This window comes from Pseudoalteromonas sp. APC 3495, from assembly GCF_030407645.1.
Taxonomy (GTDB): Bacteria; Pseudomonadota; Gammaproteobacteria; order Enterobacterales; family Alteromonadaceae; genus Pseudoalteromonas; species Pseudoalteromonas tetraodonis.
On the sequence record NZ_JASDDA010000058.1, the window covers coordinates 1 to 21,577 of the forward strand.

Annotated in this window: 19 protein-coding genes; 12 read left to right on the top strand and 7 right to left on the bottom strand. The window is 39.9% G+C overall.

The window, feature by feature from the left end; genetic code table 11:
• Positions 1-263: 263 nt before the first annotated feature.
• Positions 264-1,958, bottom strand: a complete 1,695-nt coding sequence (locus QL984_RS16655) for a sensor domain-containing diguanylate cyclase (RefSeq protein ID WP_128583506.1) — start codon at positions 1,956-1,958, stop codon at positions 264-266.
• A 220-nt stretch (positions 1,959-2,178) separates the two neighbouring features.
• On the opposite strand from QL984_RS16655, the gene QL984_RS16660 reads away from it, so the two are divergent.
• From QL984_RS16660 to kynU, 3 genes are all read left to right on the top strand, one after another.
• The gene (locus QL984_RS16660) at positions 2,179-3,480 is read left to right on the top strand and encodes an amidohydrolase family protein (protein ID WP_290172995.1); all 1,302 of its coding nucleotides are present in this window, start codon (positions 2,179-2,181) and stop codon (positions 3,478-3,480) included.
• Positions 3,481-3,605: 125 nt separating this feature from the next.
• Entirely contained in the window at positions 3,606-4,439 is an 834-nt protein-coding gene (locus tag QL984_RS16665) for an alpha/beta hydrolase (protein ID WP_138764602.1), read from the top strand.
• Between the two features lie 2 nt (positions 4,440-4,441).
• Positions 4,442-5,677 (top strand): kynureninase, encoded by a 1,236-nt coding sequence (gene kynU, locus QL984_RS16670; RefSeq protein WP_290172999.1) that lies wholly within the window; start codon positions 4,442-4,444, stop codon positions 5,675-5,677.
• A gap of 92 nt (positions 5,678-5,769) precedes the next feature.
• Here the strand turns inward: kynU and QL984_RS16675 are convergent, their stop codons facing one another.
• Positions 5,770-9,021: a methyl-accepting chemotaxis protein gene (locus tag QL984_RS16675; RefSeq protein ID WP_128583510.1), complete on the bottom strand. Its 3,252-nt coding sequence runs from the start codon at positions 9,019-9,021 to the stop codon at positions 5,770-5,772.
• 248 nt (positions 9,022-9,269) lie between these two features.
• On the bottom strand, positions 9,270-10,427 hold the full coding sequence (locus tag QL984_RS16680) for a hypothetical protein (RefSeq protein WP_215521981.1): 1,158 nt from the start codon (positions 10,425-10,427) through the stop codon (positions 9,270-9,272).
• 214 nt (positions 10,428-10,641) lie between these two features.
• Between QL984_RS16680 and QL984_RS16685 the strand changes: the two genes are divergently transcribed.
• From QL984_RS16685 to QL984_RS16695, 3 genes are read left to right on the top strand one after another with little or no spacing between them, the layout of a single operon-like run.
• On the top strand, positions 10,642-11,148 hold the full coding sequence (locus tag QL984_RS16685; RefSeq protein WP_138627061.1) for a DUF3087 domain-containing protein: 507 nt from the start codon (positions 10,642-10,644) through the stop codon (positions 11,146-11,148).
• Positions 11,149-11,163: 15 nt separating this feature from the next.
• Complete coding sequence (locus QL984_RS16690; protein ID WP_013464120.1) at positions 11,164-11,817, top strand: glutathione S-transferase family protein; 654 nt, start codon at positions 11,164-11,166, stop codon at positions 11,815-11,817.
• Between the two features lie 40 nt (positions 11,818-11,857).
• A complete protein-coding gene (locus QL984_RS16695; RefSeq protein ID WP_138764746.1) occupies positions 11,858-12,310 on the top strand; it encodes a low molecular weight protein-tyrosine-phosphatase in 453 nt (150 codons plus the stop codon).
• Positions 12,311-12,350: 40 nt separating this feature from the next.
• Here the strand turns inward: QL984_RS16695 and QL984_RS16700 are convergent, their stop codons facing one another.
• On the bottom strand, positions 12,351-13,448 hold the full coding sequence (locus QL984_RS16700; protein ID WP_138764747.1) for a TonB family protein: 1,098 nt from the start codon (positions 13,446-13,448) through the stop codon (positions 12,351-12,353).
• A gap of 233 nt (positions 13,449-13,681) precedes the next feature.
• On the opposite strand from QL984_RS16700, the gene ribA reads away from it, so the two are divergent.
• The 6 genes from ribA to csrA all read left to right on the top strand — a co-directional run bounded on the left by ribA (position 13,682) and on the right by csrA (position 20,072).
• Positions 13,682-14,305: a GTP cyclohydrolase II gene (ribA, locus tag QL984_RS16705; RefSeq protein ID WP_013464123.1), complete on the top strand. Its 624-nt coding sequence runs from the start codon at positions 13,682-13,684 to the stop codon at positions 14,303-14,305.
• 400 nt (positions 14,306-14,705) lie between these two features.
• Positions 14,706-15,494 carry a BPSS1780 family membrane protein gene (locus tag QL984_RS16710; RefSeq protein ID WP_215521982.1) on the top strand — a complete coding sequence of 263 codons (789 nt, stop codon included), beginning with the start codon at positions 14,706-14,708 and terminating at the stop codon, positions 15,492-15,494.
• Entirely contained in the window at positions 15,494-15,946 is a 453-nt protein-coding gene (locus tag QL984_RS16715) for a regulatory protein RecX (RefSeq protein ID WP_138764108.1), read from the top strand. Before QL984_RS16710 ends, QL984_RS16715 begins: the two co-directional genes overlap by 1 nt.
• A 19-nt stretch (positions 15,947-15,965) precedes the next feature.
• Positions 15,966-18,566, top strand: coding sequence for an alanine--tRNA ligase (gene alaS, locus QL984_RS16720; RefSeq protein WP_013464125.1), 2,601 nt, complete (start codon positions 15,966-15,968; stop codon positions 18,564-18,566).
• Positions 18,567-18,572: 6 nt separating this feature from the next.
• A complete protein-coding gene (locus QL984_RS16725) occupies positions 18,573-19,790 on the top strand; it encodes an aspartate kinase (protein WP_013464126.1) in 1,218 nt (405 codons plus the stop codon).
• Positions 19,791-19,880: 90 nt separating this feature from the next.
• Positions 19,881-20,072, top strand: coding sequence for a carbon storage regulator CsrA (gene csrA, locus QL984_RS16730; protein ID WP_004587515.1), 192 nt, complete (start codon positions 19,881-19,883; stop codon positions 20,070-20,072).
• Positions 20,073-20,127: 55 nt separating this feature from the next.
• Here the strand turns inward: csrA and QL984_RS16735 are convergent, their stop codons facing one another.
• The 3 genes from QL984_RS16735 to QL984_RS16745 all read right to left on the bottom strand — a co-directional run bounded on the left by QL984_RS16735 (position 20,128) and on the right by QL984_RS16745 (position 21,178).
• Entirely contained in the window at positions 20,128-20,595 is a 468-nt protein-coding gene (locus tag QL984_RS16735) for a YcxB family protein (protein WP_008115132.1), read from the bottom strand.
• A 170-nt stretch (positions 20,596-20,765) separates the two neighbouring features.
• Entirely contained in the window at positions 20,766-20,957 is a 192-nt protein-coding gene (locus tag QL984_RS16740) for a hypothetical protein (protein ID WP_013464127.1), read from the bottom strand.
• Positions 20,958-21,004: 47 nt separating this feature from the next.
• Positions 21,005-21,178 carry a DUF1328 family protein gene (locus QL984_RS16745; protein WP_002961939.1) on the bottom strand — a complete coding sequence of 58 codons (174 nt, stop codon included), beginning with the start codon at positions 21,176-21,178 and terminating at the stop codon, positions 21,005-21,007.
• Positions 21,179-21,577 lie beyond the last annotated feature (399 nt).

Here is a 21,577-nt window from a genome sequence, read left to right on the forward strand (position 1 = left end):
TTTTACTTAGCCCACTAGGTTACAAACCTCGCGCCGCGATTAAACCGCCCCTAGCTTGAACAAATTTTAATCCGCAAAGGTCAACAGACTCTAGTATAAAATGAAAAAATACGCGTTTAATGTCAATTTGCTTGAAGTGTATTTTTATTTACGAATTTATCTACTGTTGAAAATTTAAGCTAAATTATTGTGCTTAAGTATTTAGCTTATATGACCTTTTAAATTTTTACGAATTGATTTAAAACAATCCGTCTTATAGGGAGTCAATCAACAATTTTATTTCGACCACTATTTTTTGCCTCGTATAAATAGTCATCAACGTATTTTAAGCTGCTTTGTAGGCTAATTGTGCCATCGTGGGTAAGCAGTCCAATACTAACAGTAAAGCTAATATTTTTATTGCGATAGTAAACTTTATGTTCATTCACTGCGTTTTTAATACGCTCAGCGGCTTGCTTAGCTTCGGCTTTGTTTGTGTTAGGCATAATAATTAAAAACTCTTCACCGCCAAGGCGAAATACAGCGTCATTTTTTCTGGTGAGGCCATGTAAAATATTAGCGAGTTCTTTTAAACCCTTATCTCCAGCTTCGTGGCCGTAGTTATCATTTATGGCTTTAAAGTGATCTATATCGAGCATTAATAATGAAATATAGGTATTTTCATCTTGTGTTTTTAATAGCTCATCGGTAAGGAACCTGTATAAGGTTCGCCTATTTAAACATCCTGTAAGTGGGTCTACATTAGCCTGTTTTTCTAACTCTTTGTTAAGTGTAAATAGTTCTTGAGTGCGTGCCTGTATTCGTTGCTCTAAACTGGTATTAAGGGCTATGAGTTTGTGTTCTATGTTTATTTCTTTGCTTACATCGTTTTGCACCGCAAAGTAATAAGCGATTTTTCCATCTCTATAAATCGGCGATATTGCCAACTCATTCCAATAGGGTTCCCCACTTTTGGTGTAGTTTAAAATTCGGGTGCTTATAGGCAGCCCTTTTTTGAGGTGAGTTTTAAGTTTAGCTATCGTTTTTAAATCAGTATTTTCACCTTGTAAAATAGAGCCGAGCTTTTTGCCTTCGACTTCAAAAAGGCTATACCCTGTCATTTTTTCGAATGATCCATTAACCCAAATAACATGCTTATTTTTATCGGCAATGACCATTCCTACCGTAGTTTCTTTGAGTGCGGTAACTAAAAAGTCTCGTTCAAGGGCTATTTTTTCACTTCCTGTTATATCCTGAAAAATGCCGTATAGCTTAGTAATTTCACCATTTTTATTTCTTGATACATTACCGCTTGATATTACCGTGCGTTCTTGTTGATCGTCATCTACAACACGTAATTTTATACAACTCCATTCTTGCCCCGTTAAAAGCGCATTTTCGACAGCGCTGGCTATTTTGGGCTTATCATCTGCATGATAAAAGTTTATTGCAGTATCTAACTGTGGTGAATAGCGACTAGGGGAAACGCCATGGATAGTGTAAATTTCATCGGTCCAAAATAATTGGTTGCTATTACAGTCGAGCTGCCAATAACCTACTTTTAAAACTTCGCCTGCGTTTTCTATGATGGTTTGTAATTCGTTATTACTAATAACAGAGGACACTTGGGCAAAATGCTGGCTAAAAACTAAAACCATATATTGATGTTGGTTTTGATCCACATTATGTAAGCAGCAATTTAGTTTAATAGAGTAATCGGTTGCAAATGTGAGCTCAATATCAAATTGGTCTAACTCATTATGTTGCGATTTTAGTGCGAGAATTTGTTGTTGTAATAGTGTTTTGCTTTGAGTTGTACAACAGGCATACAGGCTTTCAATGGTTGGCATGTTTTTGGTTGTAATATTTAGCTCTGACCACCCATCTGAGAGATAACTGAGCTGATGATGGTTATCAAATACCATTAAAAGAAAGTTGCATTTTTCTAGCAGTGCAATATTTATGTCTTTAATATCCATAAGCTCCCTACATATGAAAAGTATTACAACAATATGGTTGAGTATAGACATCTTCTTTTATTTTTTCCGTTTGAAGGCAGTGTAAATAGTGGTCAGAATTTTTACTAAAAACGTATTTCAGGTTTGTTTTTGTGACTTTCCTGATAAGGTATTGGTTGTATAACAATATTTTAACGTTATTTCGTTGCTGTTAACGAAAAGCGAATCATTGGAGATTTTCATGAGCATATTTCGATTGAGTGTTATTACCTCGATTTTTTTAGCCGCAAATTTTTGCGCCAGCAATGCACAAGCCAATACTATAGTGATTCATGCGGGAGAGCTATTAAGCGTCCCTGGCGAAAAATCACAGCAAAAACAAACTGTAGTAATAGAAAATGGCAAAATAGTGTCTGTATCCGCTGGTTTTTTACCGGCCTCTCGATTTGGTGATGATGCCCAATTAATCGATTTATCGACCAGCTTTGTTATGCCAGGGCTTATGGATATGCATGTGCATTTACAAGGTGAGCTTGGGCCAGATAATAAAAAAGAACTGGTTGAAATGTCTGATGCAGATGTAGCAATGCGCAGTGTTCATTTTGCTAATAAAACCCTAATGGCGGGATTTACCGCCGTGCGTGATGTAGGTAGCCAAAGCGAGCAAATGTACGCATTACGAAAAGGGGTGGCGAATGGTTGGGTTAATGGCCCGCGTATTATTGCCGGTGCTGGAGTAACTATTACTGGTGGGCATTTAGATGTTGATGGTATGAGTCCTGATTTACTCACCATAAAAACACCACCAACAGTGTGTGATGGCGCAGTTGAGTGCCGTAAAAAAACACGTTATGCAATTAAGTATGGGGCCGATTTAATTAAAGTGGCCTCTACCGGTGGTGTGCTTTCTGATACCACCACGGGGACGGGTCAACAAATGGAAGACGATGAGCTCAAAGCCATTGTAAAAACCGCACATGGGTTAGGGCGAAAAGTAGCAAGCCATGCCCATGCTGCACAAGGTATTAATGCCGCACTTCGTGCAGGGGTTGATAGCATTGAACACGGCAGTTACACCGATGAAGAGGGCATTAAGCTCTTTAAAGAAACCGGCGCTTACCTTGTACCAACGTTATTAGCTGGCGATACTGTGGTTAATATGGCAAAAAATTCAGATTTTATGTCTGCACCTATTAAGGCTAAAGCAACGAGAGTGGGGGGCGATATGCTCAACAATTTTACTAAGGCTTACAAAGCCGGCGTTAAAATTGCCTTTGGCACGGACAGTGGCGTATCAAAGCACGGTATTAACGCAAAAGAAGCCGTATTGATGTATGAAGCCGGTATGAGTACCTCCGATATTTTAAAGTCGGCAACCGTCAATGCTGCTGATTTAATTGATATGAGCCAGAGCTTAGGCACTATAGAGCCTGGTAAGTTTGCCGATATTATTGCCTTAGATTCCAGCCCACTTAGCGATATTAGCGCTTTAATGGATGTTGATTTTGTGATGAAAGAAGGCGTAATTTTCAAACAACAATAAACACTATATTTATTTTATTATGAATGACGTTATAACGCTGGTAGGTCGTACAACAAAATGTTTGTAGACGATTGACCAGCGTTATTTTGTTATACCGTTTTTAGGTAAAAAGGAAGTAGTTTATTTTGAAGAGCTTAGTGGTTTTATTTTTTAGTGTATGGCCTTTGTTAGCAAATAGTGCCTCGCAGCAACCAGTTGAATTTCCTGATGTTGAAAATGATGTAGCTTATGCAAAAGTGGCTTCATTGGGATTTAACTTAGCCGATGAAAAAATAGCCTACGGCAGTGATGAGTCACAGTACGCATTACTTTGGCGCGCAAAGCAAGCACTGGTGCAAACGCCGTTAGTTATTTTACTCCATGGTGGCTGTTGGCTTAGTGAGTACGATATTAAACACACGTATGCGTTAAGTACGGGGCTTGCACAAGCTGGTTTTAATGTGTGGTCATTAGAGTATCGAAGAAGTGGTACAAGCGGTGGTGGCTGGCCTGCAACGTTTAATGATATAAAAGCCGGTATTTTAGCGGCAAGTACTTACAATAATGGCGAGTTTAAATTAGCTGACTCGGTTGCTGTAGGGCACTCTGCTGGTGGGCATTTAGCACTGCTTGCGGGTGGTGAAATAAGCCAGCTTAAAGGCGTTATTGGCTTAGCCCCTATCACTGATATAAAAGCATATGCACGTGGTAATAACAGCTGTCAAAAAGTGACAAAAGATTTTATGCAAGGTATGCCAACTGATAAACCTAAGGCTTACACGCAAGCTAACCCGAGTGAGCAGCCACTTCATCCCCAAAGCATTATTTTACAAGGCGACAAAGATGCCATTGTCCCCGCTTTTAATTTAGCGCAGCTTAAACGCCCGGTGGTGATGCTCGAAGGCGTGGGGCATTTTGATTGGATCCACCCAGGAACTGAGGCATTTAGTACACTAATAAAAAATTTAAATGAGATATAAAAATGAATTTTAATGAGATTGTAGCGCTTGATAAAGCCGATCCGCTGGCTAATAAACGCGATGAATTTGATTTACCCGCAGACACTATTTATCTCGATGGTAATTCACTAGGTGCCTTGCCTAAAGCCGTTAAGTCGCGCGTGGCAGAGGTGGTAAATCAACAATGGGGTAGTCACTTAATTAGAAGTTGGAACGATCACCAATGGATTGATTTACCCACTCAGGTAGGAGATAAAATAGCGCCGATTATTGGTGCTGCAAAAGGCCAAGTGATTTGTTGTGACTCTATTTCAGTTAACTTGTTCAAGCTGTTAAGTAGTGCGTTATCGTTAAACCCTGGCCGAAATGTGGTGTTATCCACGCAAGATAACTTTCCAACCGATTTATATATGGTACAAGGGTTAAGTGACTTATTAGGCCCTGACTTATGTCAGCTTAAATTAGTAGCAGAGCAACACATTGAACAAAGCCTTAGCGATTCAGTGGCGGTGCTGCTATTAACGCAGGTGAACTTTAGAACCGGGCAGCTATTAGATATGCAAAAGCTGACCAAGCTTGCCCACGAAAAAGGCATTTTAGTGATATGGGATTTAGCCCACAGCGCGGGTGCTTTACCGGTTGAGCTCGATAACTGTAATGCAGATTTTGCCGTTGGCTGTGGCTACAAATACTTAAACGGCGGCCCGGGCTCGCCTGCATTTTTATATGTGGCAAAACGTCATCAGGCTAGTGTAAAGCAGCCACTATCAGGCTGGATGGGTCATGCTAAACCATTTGCTTTTAATGCTGAATATCAGGGCGCTGATAATATAAATCAGTATTTGTGTGGCACACCGAGTGTGATTGCTATGAGTGCGTTAGATGCCGCCCTTGATGTATGGCAAAACGTAGACATTTCTCAAATAAGAGAAAAGTCGATTGCACTTGCCGAGGTATTTATTAAATTGCTACAAACACATTCATGCTTAAGTGATTTGCGTTTATGCTCTACTGAAAATGCCTGTCAAAGAGGTAGCCAATTGGCGTTTTCACATACAGACGCGTTCGCTATATGCCAAGCGTTAATTGAAAAAGGGGTTATTGCTGATTTTCGTGCGCCCAATATATTACGATTTGGTTTTACACCTCTTTATACCTCATTTGAAGATATATGGAATGCGGTCATGATTTTGGCTGAGGTGGTTAAAACCCAGCTATATACTCAGCCACGTTTTAATTTAGCAGGTAAAGTAACGTAACGTTATGATGAGCCATTATTCAATAATGGCTCATCAAATTACTTAAGTTAAAAAAGCATCGTGTTAGCAAAATAACTTGCTGCGCCTTTAGTCTATTGTTGCTCTTTTTTTAGATTAAAGTAATTGAGTTGCACTCTCATCTCGGTAGCTTGTTCTGCCATTTGACGTGCTGCCGCCATTGTTTCTTCTGTAATAGCCGAGTTTGCCTGGGTTAAACCGGTTAAACGTTGTACAACAAGGTTAACTTCTTTAATCGCTTGCTCTTGTGCGGAGGTTGAATGCGCTATATGTATGATATTTTTATTAACATCGCTAACAGCTTGCATTATGTGTTTTAATTTCTTCCCTGAGGTGTCTGCTAATTCCGTCCCAAGCGCTATTTTTTGATTACTATTTACAATAATACTTTTTATTTGCTTTGCCGATTTAGCACTACGCCCCGCTAAATCACCGACTTCATTAGCGACTACGGCAAAGCCTCTTCCATGATCGCCAGCTCTAGCAGCTTCCACGGCGGCATTAAGTGATAGCAAGTTTGTCTGAAAAGCGAGGTTGTCAATAACCGTAAGTATTTCGTTAATGTCTTTACTGGCTTCATTCACGTCATCAATCGCGCTAACGGTTTGTATTGATAAGCGATTTCCTTCTTCAGCAATTTGCTCTGCATTGCTTGCCAATGCCACGGCACTTTTTGATTGTTCAGATACTTTAGTTAGCTCATCTAGCATTTGCTCAGTACTTGAGCTTGCCTCTTCAAGGTTGGCTGCTTGTTCCTCTGTGCGTTTGCTTATTTCAGTATTACTTGAAGCTATTTCACCCGCATTTTGCATAACTTGACTAGCCGATACTTGAATTTCTTGAATGACATTAGTTAATTTCTCGATAGTCGCGTTGGTGTCGCTTTTAAGGGTATCGAATACGCCTTGATATTGTCCCTCTATATTTTTGGTAAGGTCACCTTTAGCTAAGTTTGACAAAACGCTACTGACTTCATTTATAGCCAATGAAACTAATGAGGTAGACTCATTAACATTATTTTTTAAATCTTCCAACTGGCCTTGTAATGGCTGTTTTAATTGATGAGAAAAATCGCCGTTTGCCATTGCAGCCATTACTTGGTTGAGGTCGTTTATGACACGTTCGAGGTTAGTTACCGAATGGTTTATATCTGTTTTTAAACTATTTAGTTGGCCTGTCATAGTCGATGAAATAGTATGATCAAAACGCCCCTGACTAATTGCTAGCATGACTGATGAAATCTCAGTTAAAGCAGTATCAATAGCAGTGATTGATGTATTGATGTTACTTTTTAGCTGCTCAAGTTGGCCGCTGGCTTCACCTTTTATCATTTTTTTAAAGTCACCTTGACTAACAAAGGTCATGACTTCACCTATTTCATTCATTACATTATTTAAATTAGCCATACTGGAATTAATATCTTGTTTTAAAATATCAAGCTGACCAGCTAAGGGGGCCTCTAATTGCGCTGAAAACTGGCCTTGTCGTAATGCACTCATAACGTCACTAATCCCATCTATGGCAATACTTAAGCTATTCACTGAGTTATTCACGCTGTCTTTTAGCTGGGCAAGTTTTCCTTTAGCTGGATAGGTAATTTGCTCTTTAAAGTTACCTTGCTCTACGTTAGCCATAATATCTACGATACTATTCATTGTGTTGTTTATTGAGGAAAGCGATTGGTTAATATTACTTTTTAAGGTGCCTAATTCGCCTGCCATTGAGGCATTAATTTGAATATCAAATTGACCATCAGCCATAGCAATCGCAATGTTATTTAATTCGTTTATTGCCCCGTTTAGTGAACTTGCGCAATCGTTGGTTGCTTGTTTTAACGTATCTAACTCTCCTCGACATGGTGCTTCAATACGTTGATCAAATTTACCCGCAGCCATTTGGTTCATAACACGGTTTGTTTCACTAATAGATAACTGTAGAGCATCAAGAAGAGTGTTAAATGCTTGAGTGCTAACGCCTATTTCATCGCTTGAATAGACTGTTGCTCGTAATGAAAAGTCACCTTGCTGTTCAACTTTTTTCATCGTATCAGCCAGTGCATGTATTGGCTTTGTGAGTGTTCGCGCAAACCAATATGCGGCAATGGTAACAATGAAAATAGTGACAAAAAGTATCACAATGAGTTGTTGGGAAAGAGTCGTTATTGACTCAAAAGCTTCTTGTTCGTCCATTTCTGCTATGAGTGCCCAGCGAACATTAAATACATTTACAGGTGCAAATGCAGAGAGCACCATTTCATTGTTATAGTCATTTATAACATGCTGCCCTTTTTCATTTTTTAGTGCTTTGATTACAGATAAGGTATTCACAGTGCCTTTATTTGGGTTTCTAAACGAGCTTTCTACAGAGTGGTTTTTCGGATCAATATAAGAGTCAGAGCGCATTAACCCTTCAGGGCCAACAAGGTAGGTCTCTCCGCTTTCGCCCAACCCGTCACGTTCTTTCATAATTGAATTAATATCTTCAATCGATAATTGGGCAGCTAAAATAGCAACCGTTTTACCATCAACAACAATAGGCTTTCCTATAAAGCTTGCAGGGGCATTATATGAAGGGGAGTACTGTTTATAATCTGCAAAAGCAATTTTTTGTGGGTCGTTGCTGTCTTTTAATTGTCTAAATAGGTTCGCTAAATTACTTTTAGCGTAGGGGCCTGTTTGCAGCGATGTTGCAAAGTCTACTTCTTTATAAACAGAGTAAACAATATTGCCATTTGCTGGGTCGATAATGAAAATATCGTAGAACTTATTTATATTAGTCATATCGCGTAGATAAGGGTGATATTGGCGGTGCGCTTGCTCGTAAGAGTCTGATTGCTCTGTGGTGGTTAGTTTTTGTTTTTCACCGATTGGGTTTGGGTTATTAGCTAGATAACGAGATTGCAGCTCAATACTTTTTGGATTCATTTGCTTTAATAGAGATGAAGAGACTGTATTTGTTGGGTTTAGCTGTTTAAATTTTGGGGTAAAAGACTCTTCATAAAAGCGACTTAGCGACGCTGATGAGGTTGAAGGGGAGGTATTATTAAATCCATCTATAAACTTTGTCGCAATATTGGCCATTTCTGGATTTGCTTGCAGCGCATTAAGCTTTTTTTCAATGTTGTTAAAATAGCGTTTAACAGCGCTTTGTTTTACTTTACTCACAGCGTCTAAACGCGAATAAACCTGTTCTGTCATCGAGTTTGAAGCTGTATTAATTGCGACAATAATAATTATTGTTATTGGCACTAGGGCAACAACTAAAAAGGCGGAGATAAGTTTTTTTGTTAAGTTTAATGAATTAAAAAAGTGGTTAATTGTGAGCATTACTATGTCCCTGTAATAAGGTTTGTACCTCAAATGAGCATAGAACACAATTTGTGAAGATCTAGTTAATAATTAAAGTAATGAGTTTTTATTATAAAATAGCCGAGATTGATACAGAGCGCTTTCAATTTTAATGTAATTTCAGCATGCTTTTTTAGCGGTTTAAAGCAAAAAAACGTAGAAGCATTTAAGTGCTCCTACGTTTATTAATAGTCGTTCTAACGTTGAAGTTGAAAAAGCAAACGATGTTAGAGTGCGACTAAACTGCGCTCTAACATAGTTTGAATTTGCTTTACTATTTTAGCTTCAGTTTCGGGTTCAAACTGAGCAATTCGTGGGGTGTGAATATGTCCTGTCGGAATATCTGAATTTAGCTGATTTCGCAGGCGAATACTGCGATACGAAATTTCGTTAGACAAATAACCACCGCCACCGCCTCGCACTGCAATAGCGTCTTTTAATTCATCGAAACTATTAGGCTCAAAGTCTTTTTTTAAGGTAATAACATGATGGTTATCATTAATAGGAAAAGGGCCTTTTGCGCTTAACATAGCGCTAACGGGTAAGCTAAATTCTACAAACTCAGTACCTGGTAATGGGCGGTCGTTCAAGCTTGGAATGAGCGGCGCTGTTTTACTGCCTCCATACACTACATTGGCGTTGTCGGGCGCTGTTACACTGCGGCGCTTGCCTGGAAAGCGCTCAAGGTCAAAGTCTTTACTACCCATGCTAACGGTAACCACCATATCAACATTATTAAGTGCGTAATAAGGGGCAAGTAAGGATTCTATAATACCGTGATCAAAGTCTTCATAACGCACAGGCACCATCACTGTGTTTATTTCAGCACTAATACCTTTATAGTTAATGACTTGGCCATCAAGAAGCAGTGCTGCAACACCCGATGGGTTGCTTTGGTTTATATTTCTATCAAGTAAAAACGGGTCAAATCCAGTTAATAATATTTTTTTAGAGGTGTTTTGTGAGTAGCTAAGATCGGTGCGACCCCGGCTGCCATTCTCTAAAAGTGTTAATAACACTGTTTGCTGCGCCGCGCTCAGCAAAAATGCAGGCTTTGTGGTGCGAATAATTTTGCTTGATTGTAAGCGAGCCCAGTAAAGTGCGCGATCATCTAAGTTTTGCGTTGTAGCGATGCGTTTTTTTGCACTAAACCATAATCGTTTTGAGTAGTCATTAACGGCATCTACGGCTTGTGCATAGCTTGAGAGTGACTTGAATTGCAGCTCAAATTGATTAACTTCGCTGGCAAAAGCGCTTAGCACGCTAGGCATCGCTTGGCTGGCTTTTTCAATTCGCAATTCTTCTGGGGTTAGCGGTGTGTTTAAATTAGCTAACGCATTAGAAGAAGAAAAAATTAAGCTTGCAGCAATCAGTGTTTTTATCATGATGGTCCTAAACTGAGTCGTATTTGTTGTCTACTATCCTATGCCTAATAAGTGGGTGCAAATAAAATCGTTGGTTGGTTTTATGTTGCAAGAAGTATAAAACCGGCGTTAAATCAAAAACTACGGGTATTTTATTAAAAAGAGTCGAAACTCTGTGGTGGGTTTAGCTACAATGGTGGCTGTGTATTTTTTAGTTTTTTAATTTTAGGCAACTATGCAACTTATTCAAATAGATAAAGCTCGTTATCGTAAACATTTAAACCGCGTTATAGTCGGTTGTGCCGCAAGCTTAGCGATTGGTAGTTTAGCTATTTCACAAACGCTTATTGCATTATTTCCCGATGAAAGTGGTAGTCATTTTCATTGGAACTTATTAGGCGTAATTGTTACTAGTATTGGTATTGGCTGGTTGTTAAATAAATACCGTACACATCCTTTTATGACCGAGGTGGTATATGTATGGGAGCTTAAACAAGCGCTTAATAAAATTACCCGCAAGATGGCAAAGCTTAAAGCGGCGGGACGTGAAGGTAATCCTGATGCGCTATTAGCCATTCACTATAGTTATGCAGGCTCACGCTTGTTATGGCGGCTTGACGATAACACCATCACCATGGATGATTTAGCGATTAAACAAGCCGAGTTAGATAGCGTTGCGGCTAAATATAATTTAACCCTTAATGCCGATGACTACGATGACGCAATTTTAAAGCAGTTTTAATTTATAGGAATCACAATGAGCATAATTCTCTATGGTGTCCCGCTTTCTCCCTATGTACGTAAAGTACGTGTATGTTTAGCGCATAAACAACTCGACTATAAACTCGAAATAGTCTCGCCGTTTAATCAACCTGATTGGTTTTTAGAACTGAACCCACTAGGGCGAATTCCGGCGCTAAAAGACGACGAGTTAAGTTTGGCGGATTCTAGCGTTATTTGCCAATATCTTGATGAAAAATACCCTAATTCAGCGTCCTTACTCGGTGATACTATAGAGCAACGTGCAGCCGTTCGCTGGTTAGAAAAATACGCAGATTACGAGCTGGCTCCTTTTGCAACATTTACGGTGTTTCAGCAACGTATTATTGCTCCCACAATGCAAAAGCCAACCGATGAAGCCTTAGTGCAAAGTGCATTAAATGAAAAACTACCGCCTTTATTTGATTATTTAGAAGGTTATTTAGGGGATAACGAGTTTTTTGTTGGCGAGAGCTTAACCCTTGCCGACATTGCTGTGAGCTGCCAGTTAATGAATATGGAGCATGGTGGTGAGCAACTTGATGAGTCGCGCTGGCCTAATCTTGCAGCATTGCATAGCCGTGTAAAACAGGGGACTGCTATGCAGAGCATGCTTGAGGGCGAGCAAAAAATATTAGCCTCATTAAAATAATGTTTATTACTGATTTTTTGCAAAAGCTTAGGAGCTATAAGTGAAAAAAGTACTGATAGTGTGTTTGGGAAATATATGTCGTTCACCTACCGCAGAGGCGGTATTAAAAGCTCGCGCTAAAGAGTTAGGCATTGATTTGCTAGTGGACTCGGCTGGGACTATTGGTCATCATGAAGGTAATCCGCCAGATAAACGCTCTATGCAGGCTGGTGAAAAACGCGGTTATAGTTTTAAAGGTATTTTTTCACGCAAGGTACGCAGCAGTGATTTTAGCGAGTTTGATTTAATTTTAGCAGCCGATACGCAAAACCTCGCAGATTTAACTGCACGTTGCCCCGAGCATTTACAATACAAGCTTGCGTTGTTTTTAGAGTATGGCGAGCAAGCACAAAGCGCAATTCCGGACCCTTACTATGGCGGTGATGATGGCTTTGAAAAGGTACTTGATTTAATAGAGGCCGCCAGCGATAACATTTTAGCTAAGTTAAAGTAGAATAAACTAAAAAGGCGCTCAACGCGCCTTTGGTATGTTATTAACGGTTTACTTTAAAATCGAGCTGTACTTTGGAAGTTGCTGCAACCGCTTTTCCATGTTCAAACTTAGGTGCATAACGCCATTGCGCTAATGCTTCTACTGCCGATTTTTCAAAGGCCACGCCACCTTCAGAACTAAGTACTTGCGGATTTTTTACAAAGCCAGACTCATCTACTTCAAACTCCATAACTACACTGCCATCTTTACTAAATCGCGCCTTGTTTTTAGGGTATTTAGGGTTAACGCGGTATAGCGGCGTTTGCTCTTGGCTTTCTTTCCACGGCACCATTTTAGCAATCGCGATGCAGTGTTTGGTGGCTTCATCACTTTTGCCTTGTTTTTCATACAAGCCAATTAATCTTGAGTGTGCGGTAAGCTCGGCGTTATGATCGTAACTTAAGCTTTCATCAAACACATTTACTACACGGTTAAGTCGTTCTATTGCTTGATCGTATCTTTTTCGACCTTCCGCAAATGACGCCATTAAAAAATCAGCTTTTATTTGTTCAACTGAGTTTTTAGGTAAGTTAGCCAGATAATACTCATCGGCTTCTTCTAGGTAGTTTTTAGCTTCTCGGTATTTTTCATAGCTGAATTTATTAGCTAGTATGGTTGCCGCTTCTAGTTTCATATCAGCCACAAACTTAGGGTTGTTTTGTGTGTTTGCGATTGCTATCACTTGCTCTAAATAATAATCCGCTTTTTGAGCAGAAGGGGCAAAACTAGCCATACCGACTAAAGCATCAATGGTTTCAGGCGATTGCTTACCATGGTTATTAACTAAAATAGTATAGGCTTGTTGATAGAGCGAAAAACGCTTTTCAATCCACTGTTTACCGTATCGATTAATTGATTTTGCATAGTTAATCGCTAAGTTTGCGGTGTTATCAGCATTTTCACCGTAAACAGTTTTACCTAATGTGTAAGCCTGCTCCGCGGCTTGTTGCACATTTTCTTTGGTTTTAATCGCATTTAAGTAATTTTGATACGCGTCGTTGAAAACGGCTTGAGCGTTATTTGTTTGTTCGGCAAATGACGTGGTGCTCAATACAGATAAACCTAAGCCCATCAGTAATGCAAGTTTGTTTAATTTCATAATGATCCCTATTATTTGTCGATAACAAATTAGCAAATCCTTGTGTATATGTCATCACTTTAGGTAAATCAAGGTAAACGCTCGCTAGTAATATATTTGCGGTTAAAGATTGAAAATAGTCGCTACCGTCGCCATATATTTGCCATAAACAGTCTTGTACTACGGTGTATTTAACCTATTTTGTGATATTATCACTTTATCGTGTCGTAGTTTTTTTTATATTTGGATTGGTCGTGGCGCAAGTAAGAGCAAGAGTCCAGCTTAATGTTGGCAAAAATAGTGATATTCCTGCAGAAATTATTTCCTTTAGTGGCTTAAAAGATGGCCAAGAGCATGTTGCGTTAGTGTTTAAAAACGCCGATACCGAACAAGGTGTTCCGCTTATTCGTATGCATTCTGAATGCTTAACCGGTGATGTGTTTCACTCGTCACGTTGTGATTGCGGTGAGCAGTTAAATGAGTGTATTGAAATGATGCACGAACAAGGCGGTATTTTACTTTATTTACGCCAAGAAGGGCGTGGTATTGGTTTATACAATAAAATTGATGCGTATGTACTGCAGTCACAAGGTATGAACACTTACGAGGCCAACAATCATTTGGGCTTTGCTGATGATTTACGTGATTTTTCGGATGCTGTATTAATGCTCAATGCGCTCAATTTAAAGCATGTAAAATTAATGACTAACAATCCTAAAAAGCTTAACGCATTAAAAGATGCTGGCATAGAGGTGGACTCTGTTGTGGGCACTCATGCACACATTAAAGCTGGGCTTTCAGGTAACAAGGCGTATTTAGAGACTAAAATTAAGCATGGCTCTCATATGCTAGATATTAAGAAAATTAAAAAACCTTAGGGTCTGTTGACCTTTCAAGATTAAATTTGCAGCAGTCTGTTTGGTATTTAGGCAAGGCAGAGCCTATGTGGTGTGGTTATTCCCCATAAATAGGCGATAACGCAGCATCAATGCCAAACAGGCGCTGCCCGAAGGGTTCTGCCTAGGGGCGATTTACTCTTTGTTGCCTACATGGATGTAGGTAAGGGGCGTGAGCAGGACGCGGAAGCTTTGCTCGGTTTTGACTTAGCCCACTAGGTTACAAACCTCGCGCCGCGATTAAATCGCCCCTAGTTTGAACAAATTTTAATCCGTAAAGGGCAACAGACCCTAATATTAACGGCATTTATCGCCACCACCTCTGTAATACCAACCAACGCCGAGTTATACTCGGCGTGTTTTGTTTTAATTAAGAGCAAGTATGTCTACACAATTACGAATTTTTAAAGCGGATGCGGCATTAAAATGGTTTAAAGCGGGTTGGCTAATTTTCAAAACTCAGCCATTAACCTTTATCTTTATGCACTTGTTTATTGGCATTGTTGGCTTGTTGTCTTTATTTTTGCCGTTATTACAAATAGTCGCAGCATTGGCTACACCATTTTTAACCGCTGGTTTTTATCAAGCCGTGCTTACCAAGCAGCAAGGCGGAAAAATTATGTTAGCCGACATTTTGAAACCCTTTTCAGCAAAAGGAAATCGCTTAGGCTTATTTCGCTTAGCGCTTTATCAAATGGGTGCCGGTATTTTAATTGCGCTGCTCGCCAATGGGTTATTTTCCGATGCGATGGCGGTTATGACGCAGCCTGACTTAGACCCTAATACAGCAATTAGCCAAATGCTTGAGAGTATTTCGTTTGCCAATGTGGCACTGTTTTTAATTGCGCTGTCGATATACTTTACTTCGTTTGCCTATGCGGTACCGCTGGTTTACTTTAATAAAGAACAACGTATTTTAAATGCCTTAAAAAGTTCGTTTATGGTGTTTTATTATAATATTTTACCACTGAGTGTTTATGGTATTATTTGCGCATTATTAATAGTGGTGTCGATGTTCTTATCGCTACTACCGCTGTTGATTTTAATGCCAATTTGCTACATTAGTTTCTTTGTTTCTTATCAGGCTATTTTTATGCCCGTTGTGCCACCAAGTGATGACAGTAACATTAAGCCTTTAAGTAGCGAGCAAAGCGGGCGCTTTGACGCTTAATGGATGATACGTTAAAACAAAAGTTAAAAAACTATGTGCTTTGGTTACTAGGAAGGCAAGAGTATTCGCGCCGAGAGTTAACCCAAAAGTTACAGCAAAGAGAAGCAAGCGACGAGTTCATAGAAAACCTGCTTGATTGGTGCGAAAAGCACAATTTTATTAACGAGCAGCGTTACTGTGAAGGGTTTGTAAGAAAGCACATATTTAAATGCCATGGCTTAAAGCGAATTCAAAGTGAGGCCATGAGTAAAGGGATTGATAGAGCACTGCTTGAAACAGTGATTGAAGAGCTGGAAATAGATTGGTTTGAGCTCGCGCAGGAAGCGTACAACAAAAAATATTCAACGACACCGGCAAACCTCGAGTACAAAGAAAAAGCTAAGCGCGTGCGCTACTTAATGTATCGAGGATTTAGCTATGATCAAATAAATTTTGCAATGCAAGCACAGTAAATACAGGTGAGACTTTCACATGCAGCACATGACTACCGCACAAATTAGGCAACAGTTTTTAGACTTTTTTGCCAGCAAGCAACACCAAGTTGTTCCTTCTAGTTCGCTTATACCGGGTAACGATGCCACGTTGTTATTTAATAATGCCGGTATGGTGCAATTTAAAGATGTATTTTTAGGCGCTGAAAGCCGCCCTTACACACGCGCAACCAGTTCGCAGCGTTGTGTGCGTGCTGGTGGTAAACATAACGATTTAGAAAACGTAGGTTACACAGCACGTCATCATACCTTTTTTGAAATGCTAGGTAATTTCAGCTTTGGTGATTACTTTAAGCAAGATGCAATTAAATTTGCGTGGGAGTTTTTAACTGAGGTTGTAAAACTACCAAAAGAAAAGCTGTTAGTAACTATTTACCATGATGACGAAGAAGCCTTTGGCTACTGGGCTAACGATATAGGCTTACCTGAAGATCGTATTATTCGTATTGCAACGAGCGATAACTTTTGGTCTATGGGTGATACGGGTCCTTGTGGTCCATGTTCTGAAATATTTTATGATCATGGCGAGCATATTTGGGGCGGTCCTCCGGGCACACCTGAAGAAGATGGTGACCGTTTCATTGAAATTTGGAACTTAGTATTTATGCAATACAACCGTCAAAGCGACGGGACTATGGAGCCACTTCCTAAGCAATCTGTTGATACAGGTATGGGCCTTGAGCGTATTTCAGCTATTTTACAAGGTGTGCATTCAAACTACGAAATCGACTTATTCCAAGGCTTAATTGCGGCCGCTGCAAGCGTTACCAATGCACAAGATATGGATGATAAATCACTTCGCGTGGTAGCCGATCATATTCGTTCGTGTGCATTTTTAATTTCAGATGGGGTTATGCCATCAAATGAAGGCCGTGGTTATGTATTGCGTCGTATTATTCGTCGTGCAGTACGTCACGGTAATAAGTTAGGTGCTAAAGGCGCGTTTTTCTATAAATTGGTTGCTGCACTTATTGAGCAAATGGGTCAAGCGTACCCAGAGCTTGCTAAGCAACAAGAAATTATTGAAAAAGTACTACGTATTGAAGAAGAGCAGTTTGGTAAAACGCTTGAGCGTGGTTTAGCTATTTTAGAAGAAAGCTTAAGTGATTTAACCGGGGATGTGATCCCGGGTGACTTAGTATTTAAGCTTTACGATACCTATGGTTTCCCTGCTGATTTAACAGCCGATGTTGCGCGTGAGCGCCAGATGACGATTGACCATCAAGGTTTTGAAGCATGCATGGCAGTACAACGTAAAACTGCGCAACAAGCGGGTAAGTTTGGGGCTGATTACAATGACCAATTAAAATCAGACAAGCACACTGACTTTAAAGGCTACGATAGCACTCATTACAGCGGCACAGTGGTAGAAATTTTTGCCGGTGGCGAAGCTGTATCATTACTTGAAGATGGTCAACAAGGTATTATTGTTTTAGACCGTACTCCGTTTTACGCTGAATCAGGCGGCCAAATTGGTGATAGCGGAACAATCACAGTAGCCGGCGGTGAGTTTGTGGTGACTAATACCACTAAACTGGGTAATGCTTTTGCTCACCATGGAACAGTTCAAGGGCGTATTGGCGTTAACGATAAAGTGGATGCGACTATTGACGATGCGCGCCGTGACAGTATTAAGAAAAACCACACCGCTACGCATATTTTGCATGAAGCACTGCGTCAGCTTTTAGGTGAGCACGTATCGCAAAAAGGCTCACTTGTGCAGCCAGATCGTCTGCGTTTTGACTTCTCACATTTTGAAGCGGTGACCAAACAAGAACTGCGCGAAATTGAGCGCGTAGTGAATGACGAAATTCGTCGTAACTTTGCTCTTAACACTGAGCTAATGGCAATTGATGATGCTAAAGCAAAAGGTGCAATGGCGCTGTTTGGCGAAAAGTACGATGACGAAGTACGCGTTGTGACTATTGGTGATTACTCAATCGAGCTTTGTGGTGGTACACACGTAGAGCGTGCGGGTGACATTGGTTTATTCAAAATTGTATCTGAAAGCGGTATTGCTGCTGGTGTTCGTCGAATTGAAGCGGTAACAGGTGCAGAGGCAATTGCTTATGTAAGCGAGCAAGAGCAACAATTAGCTGATGTTGCAGCGCTTGTAAAAGGTGACAATGCGTCAGTGCTTGAAAAAGTAACTGCCTTGCTTGAAAAGTCGAAAGGGCTTGAAAAACAAGTTGCCCAGCTTAACGATAAACTAGCCAGTGCGGCAGGTGCATCGTTACTTGATTCAGTGGTTGAAATTAACGGGGTTAAATTGTTAGTGGCCAACGTTGAGGGCACAGAATCAAAAGCGCTTCGCGGTATGGTTGATGACCTTAAAAATAAAATTGGCTCAGGTGTTATTGCCTTAGGTGTTGCCAGCGGCGACAAAGTAAGCTTAATTGCGGGTGTAACTAAAGACTTAACTGGCAAAGTAAAAGCGGGTGAGTTAGTTAATCACATGGCAGGCCAAGTAGGTGGTAAAGGCGGCGGTCGTCCAGATATGGCGCAAGCGGGTGGTTCTGAGCCACAAAATTTAACAGCAGCACTTGATAGCGTAACAGCTTGGTTAACTGAGCGTACTTAAGCTTAAGTGGCACTTATAGTTCAAAAATTTGGCGGCACTTCGGTAGGCTCAATAGAGCGTATTGAAGCGGTCGCCGACCTTGTTGTTAAAACTAAGCAACAAGGCCACCAAGTGGTCGTGGTGCTTTCGGCAATGTCGGGAGAAACCAATCGCTTAATTAATCTTGCCAAACAAATCGACTCTCGCCCGAGTAGTCGTGAACTCGATGTATTACTCAGTACCGGTGAACAAGTCTCTATTGCTTTATTAGCGATGGCCATTATTAAACGCGGCCATTCAGCGGTAAGCTTACTAGCCGATCAAGTGAATATATTAACCGATAACATGTTCGGTAAAGCCCGTGTAGAAGAAGTTGCGGCAACGCGTTTAAAACATGAACTTGAACATAACCGTATTGCTATTATTGCCGGCTTTCAGGGGCGCGATATTGAGGGCAACGTGACCACGCTTGGGCGTGGTGGCACCGATACCTCTGCGGTTGAAATTGCTGGTGCAATAAAAGCCGATGAGTGTCAGATCTATACCGATGTTGATGGCGTATATACTACAGACCCGCGTGTGGAACCTAACGCACGACGTTTAAGTCATGTCACCTTTGCTGAAATGCTTGAGCTGGCAAGTTTAGGCGCTAAAGTGTTACATATTCGCTCTGTAGAATCTGCTGGTAAACACAATGTTCCTCTGCGGGTGTTATCTAGCTTTAAACCCGATGAAGGCACGTTAATTAGTTTTGAGGAGAGCGACGTGACAAGCAATGTCGTATCGGGTATTGCATTTAATCGAGATGAGTGCTTAATTAAGGTGCATGGAATGCCGCAAGGCACCAAACATCTTGCAAAAGTTTTGAAACTTTTTGCTGATAATGGCATCGAAATAGATATGATTAATCAAATTAATCATAAAGTTGAAAAAGTCGACTATGCTTTTACTGTGCATTTAAATGATTACTTAAACGCACTTGATTTGTTAACGGCTGAGCAACAGCAATTTGACGCACAGGCAATTGACGGATTGACCAATGTGGCGAAAGTGTCAGCGGTGGGTATGGGGATGAAATCTCATTCCGGGGTAGCGAGTTTATTTTTTGATTCGCTAGCACAAGAAAACATTGATGTGATGTTTGTTGCCACCTCAGAAATTAAAATTTCAGTTTTAATAGATGAAAAATACCTAGAGCTGGCTGTTCGTGCATTACATAAGACATTTTTAACAGAAAATGAATAGATTGAGAGTTTTTACTTACTTTTTAGTCTAATTTTAATTAAAATGTTTGTGCGGAATCTTATAATTTTATTGGAACATGGGAGCAAGAGAATGCTAATACTAACTCGTAGAGTAGGCGAGACCCTTATGATTGGTGACGAAGTAACCGTTACTGTTCTAGGTGTTAAAGGAAATCAAGTTCGTATCGGTGTTAACGCACCTAAAGACGTATCAGTTCATCGTGAAGAAATTTACATGCGCATACAAGCTGAAAAGTCTAACCCTAATCCGGGCAATGCTTAATCAATATAGTATAAAATGTGCTAGTTAATGTAACTATGACATTTGTAAAAGCCACTCATTGAGTGGCTTTTTTGTTTATAAAATCAATCGTTTCTTCGTCGAGTATTGCCTTAGAAATGTATTGCATACCGCTTTTACTTTTTAACAGTAGCCCGCAATCGGTGGTAATTATTTCGTTAATGTCGTGCCAAGCTAACTGGTAATTTTTGTAATGATTGGTTGATTTTATTCCGTCTTCGTCGAAGGTGAGAGTGACTTCAGAACCAGACGCTCTGCTTAGCATTTGCCTGGTAACCCACCATGGGCGGCGATAGTAAAAGGCGATGCATTCGAGTAGGGCTAGCATCAGCAAAAATGTACCTAGGTAATGATCTCCTAAACCATAAATACCAAATAATCCCAATACAACAAGCAGTGCTAATAAAAAATATTTAGGTTGCGCGCGTTTACTATAAGGCAGCGATTGGTCGAAGCATTCATAAAAGTAAGGTTTATCGAGTTTATAGGTTGTCGTAAATACCATGCATCTATACTTAAAAGCTATTTTTTATCATTTTAGCAAGCTATGTGGCAAATGCGCAGCTTAAAAAGAATTAATAGTTCAGAGTTTATAATTAATGGGTAGCAACTTGGCGACTAATACTAAACACAAAAAAAAGCGACCAAATGGTCGCTTTTTAAAAAGGGGCTGAATTAGCAATTTGTTTCTTCAGCGTTGACACCTTCTTTTACTTCTTCACAGGCATCTTCTACTTTATTTTGAACATCTGTCACGGCTTCGTCGATGCGTTCACCGGCTTCTTCTGCATGATTGTCTTCACAACCCATAATAAATGCACTTGCGAATAGGCCAATAGCAGCTGCTTTAAGTGTTGATGATTTCATAATGTAATTCCTTGTATATAAATTTAAAAAAGTTCGTTGTTTCTTATCTACCTGGGGCTTTTACCACGTAAGGCGCCAGAGACAAGTGAAATAACCAGTAAAACTAAAAAGATAAAAAATATGATCTTAGCAATTCCTGCTGCGGCTCCTGCAATACCACCAAATCCTAAAACGGCTGCGATTAGTGCGATCACCAAAAATGTAATTGTCCAGCGTAACATTGTCATCTCCTTGATTTATCTAAGTGTTAAAGTGTTGTTTTTATATAAGCGAGTAATATGCCAGTATTTTATTTTGTTTTAAATCAACGGTTTAACTTATCTTTTTGAGTTTGGCTTTATATTAGGTTGGTAGTTTTTACGGTTTTATCTGTAACTTATTCACAGTGGTGTCTGATGAGATAATAAATAGTTTTTACAGTCGTTATTTTGGTAAGACCAATTAACATTTGCTTTGGCAGTTTTTAGTGGATTAGCTCATTAGGTATATTTTTATGTGTTTTTACAGAATATTAGGGTTTTTATATATTCTTTGTTTATAACGAACATTTTTACCATCTATATATATAGGTTAAATAAGCTATTTTAGGTGGTGTTAACCTTATTGGTGATATGTTACTT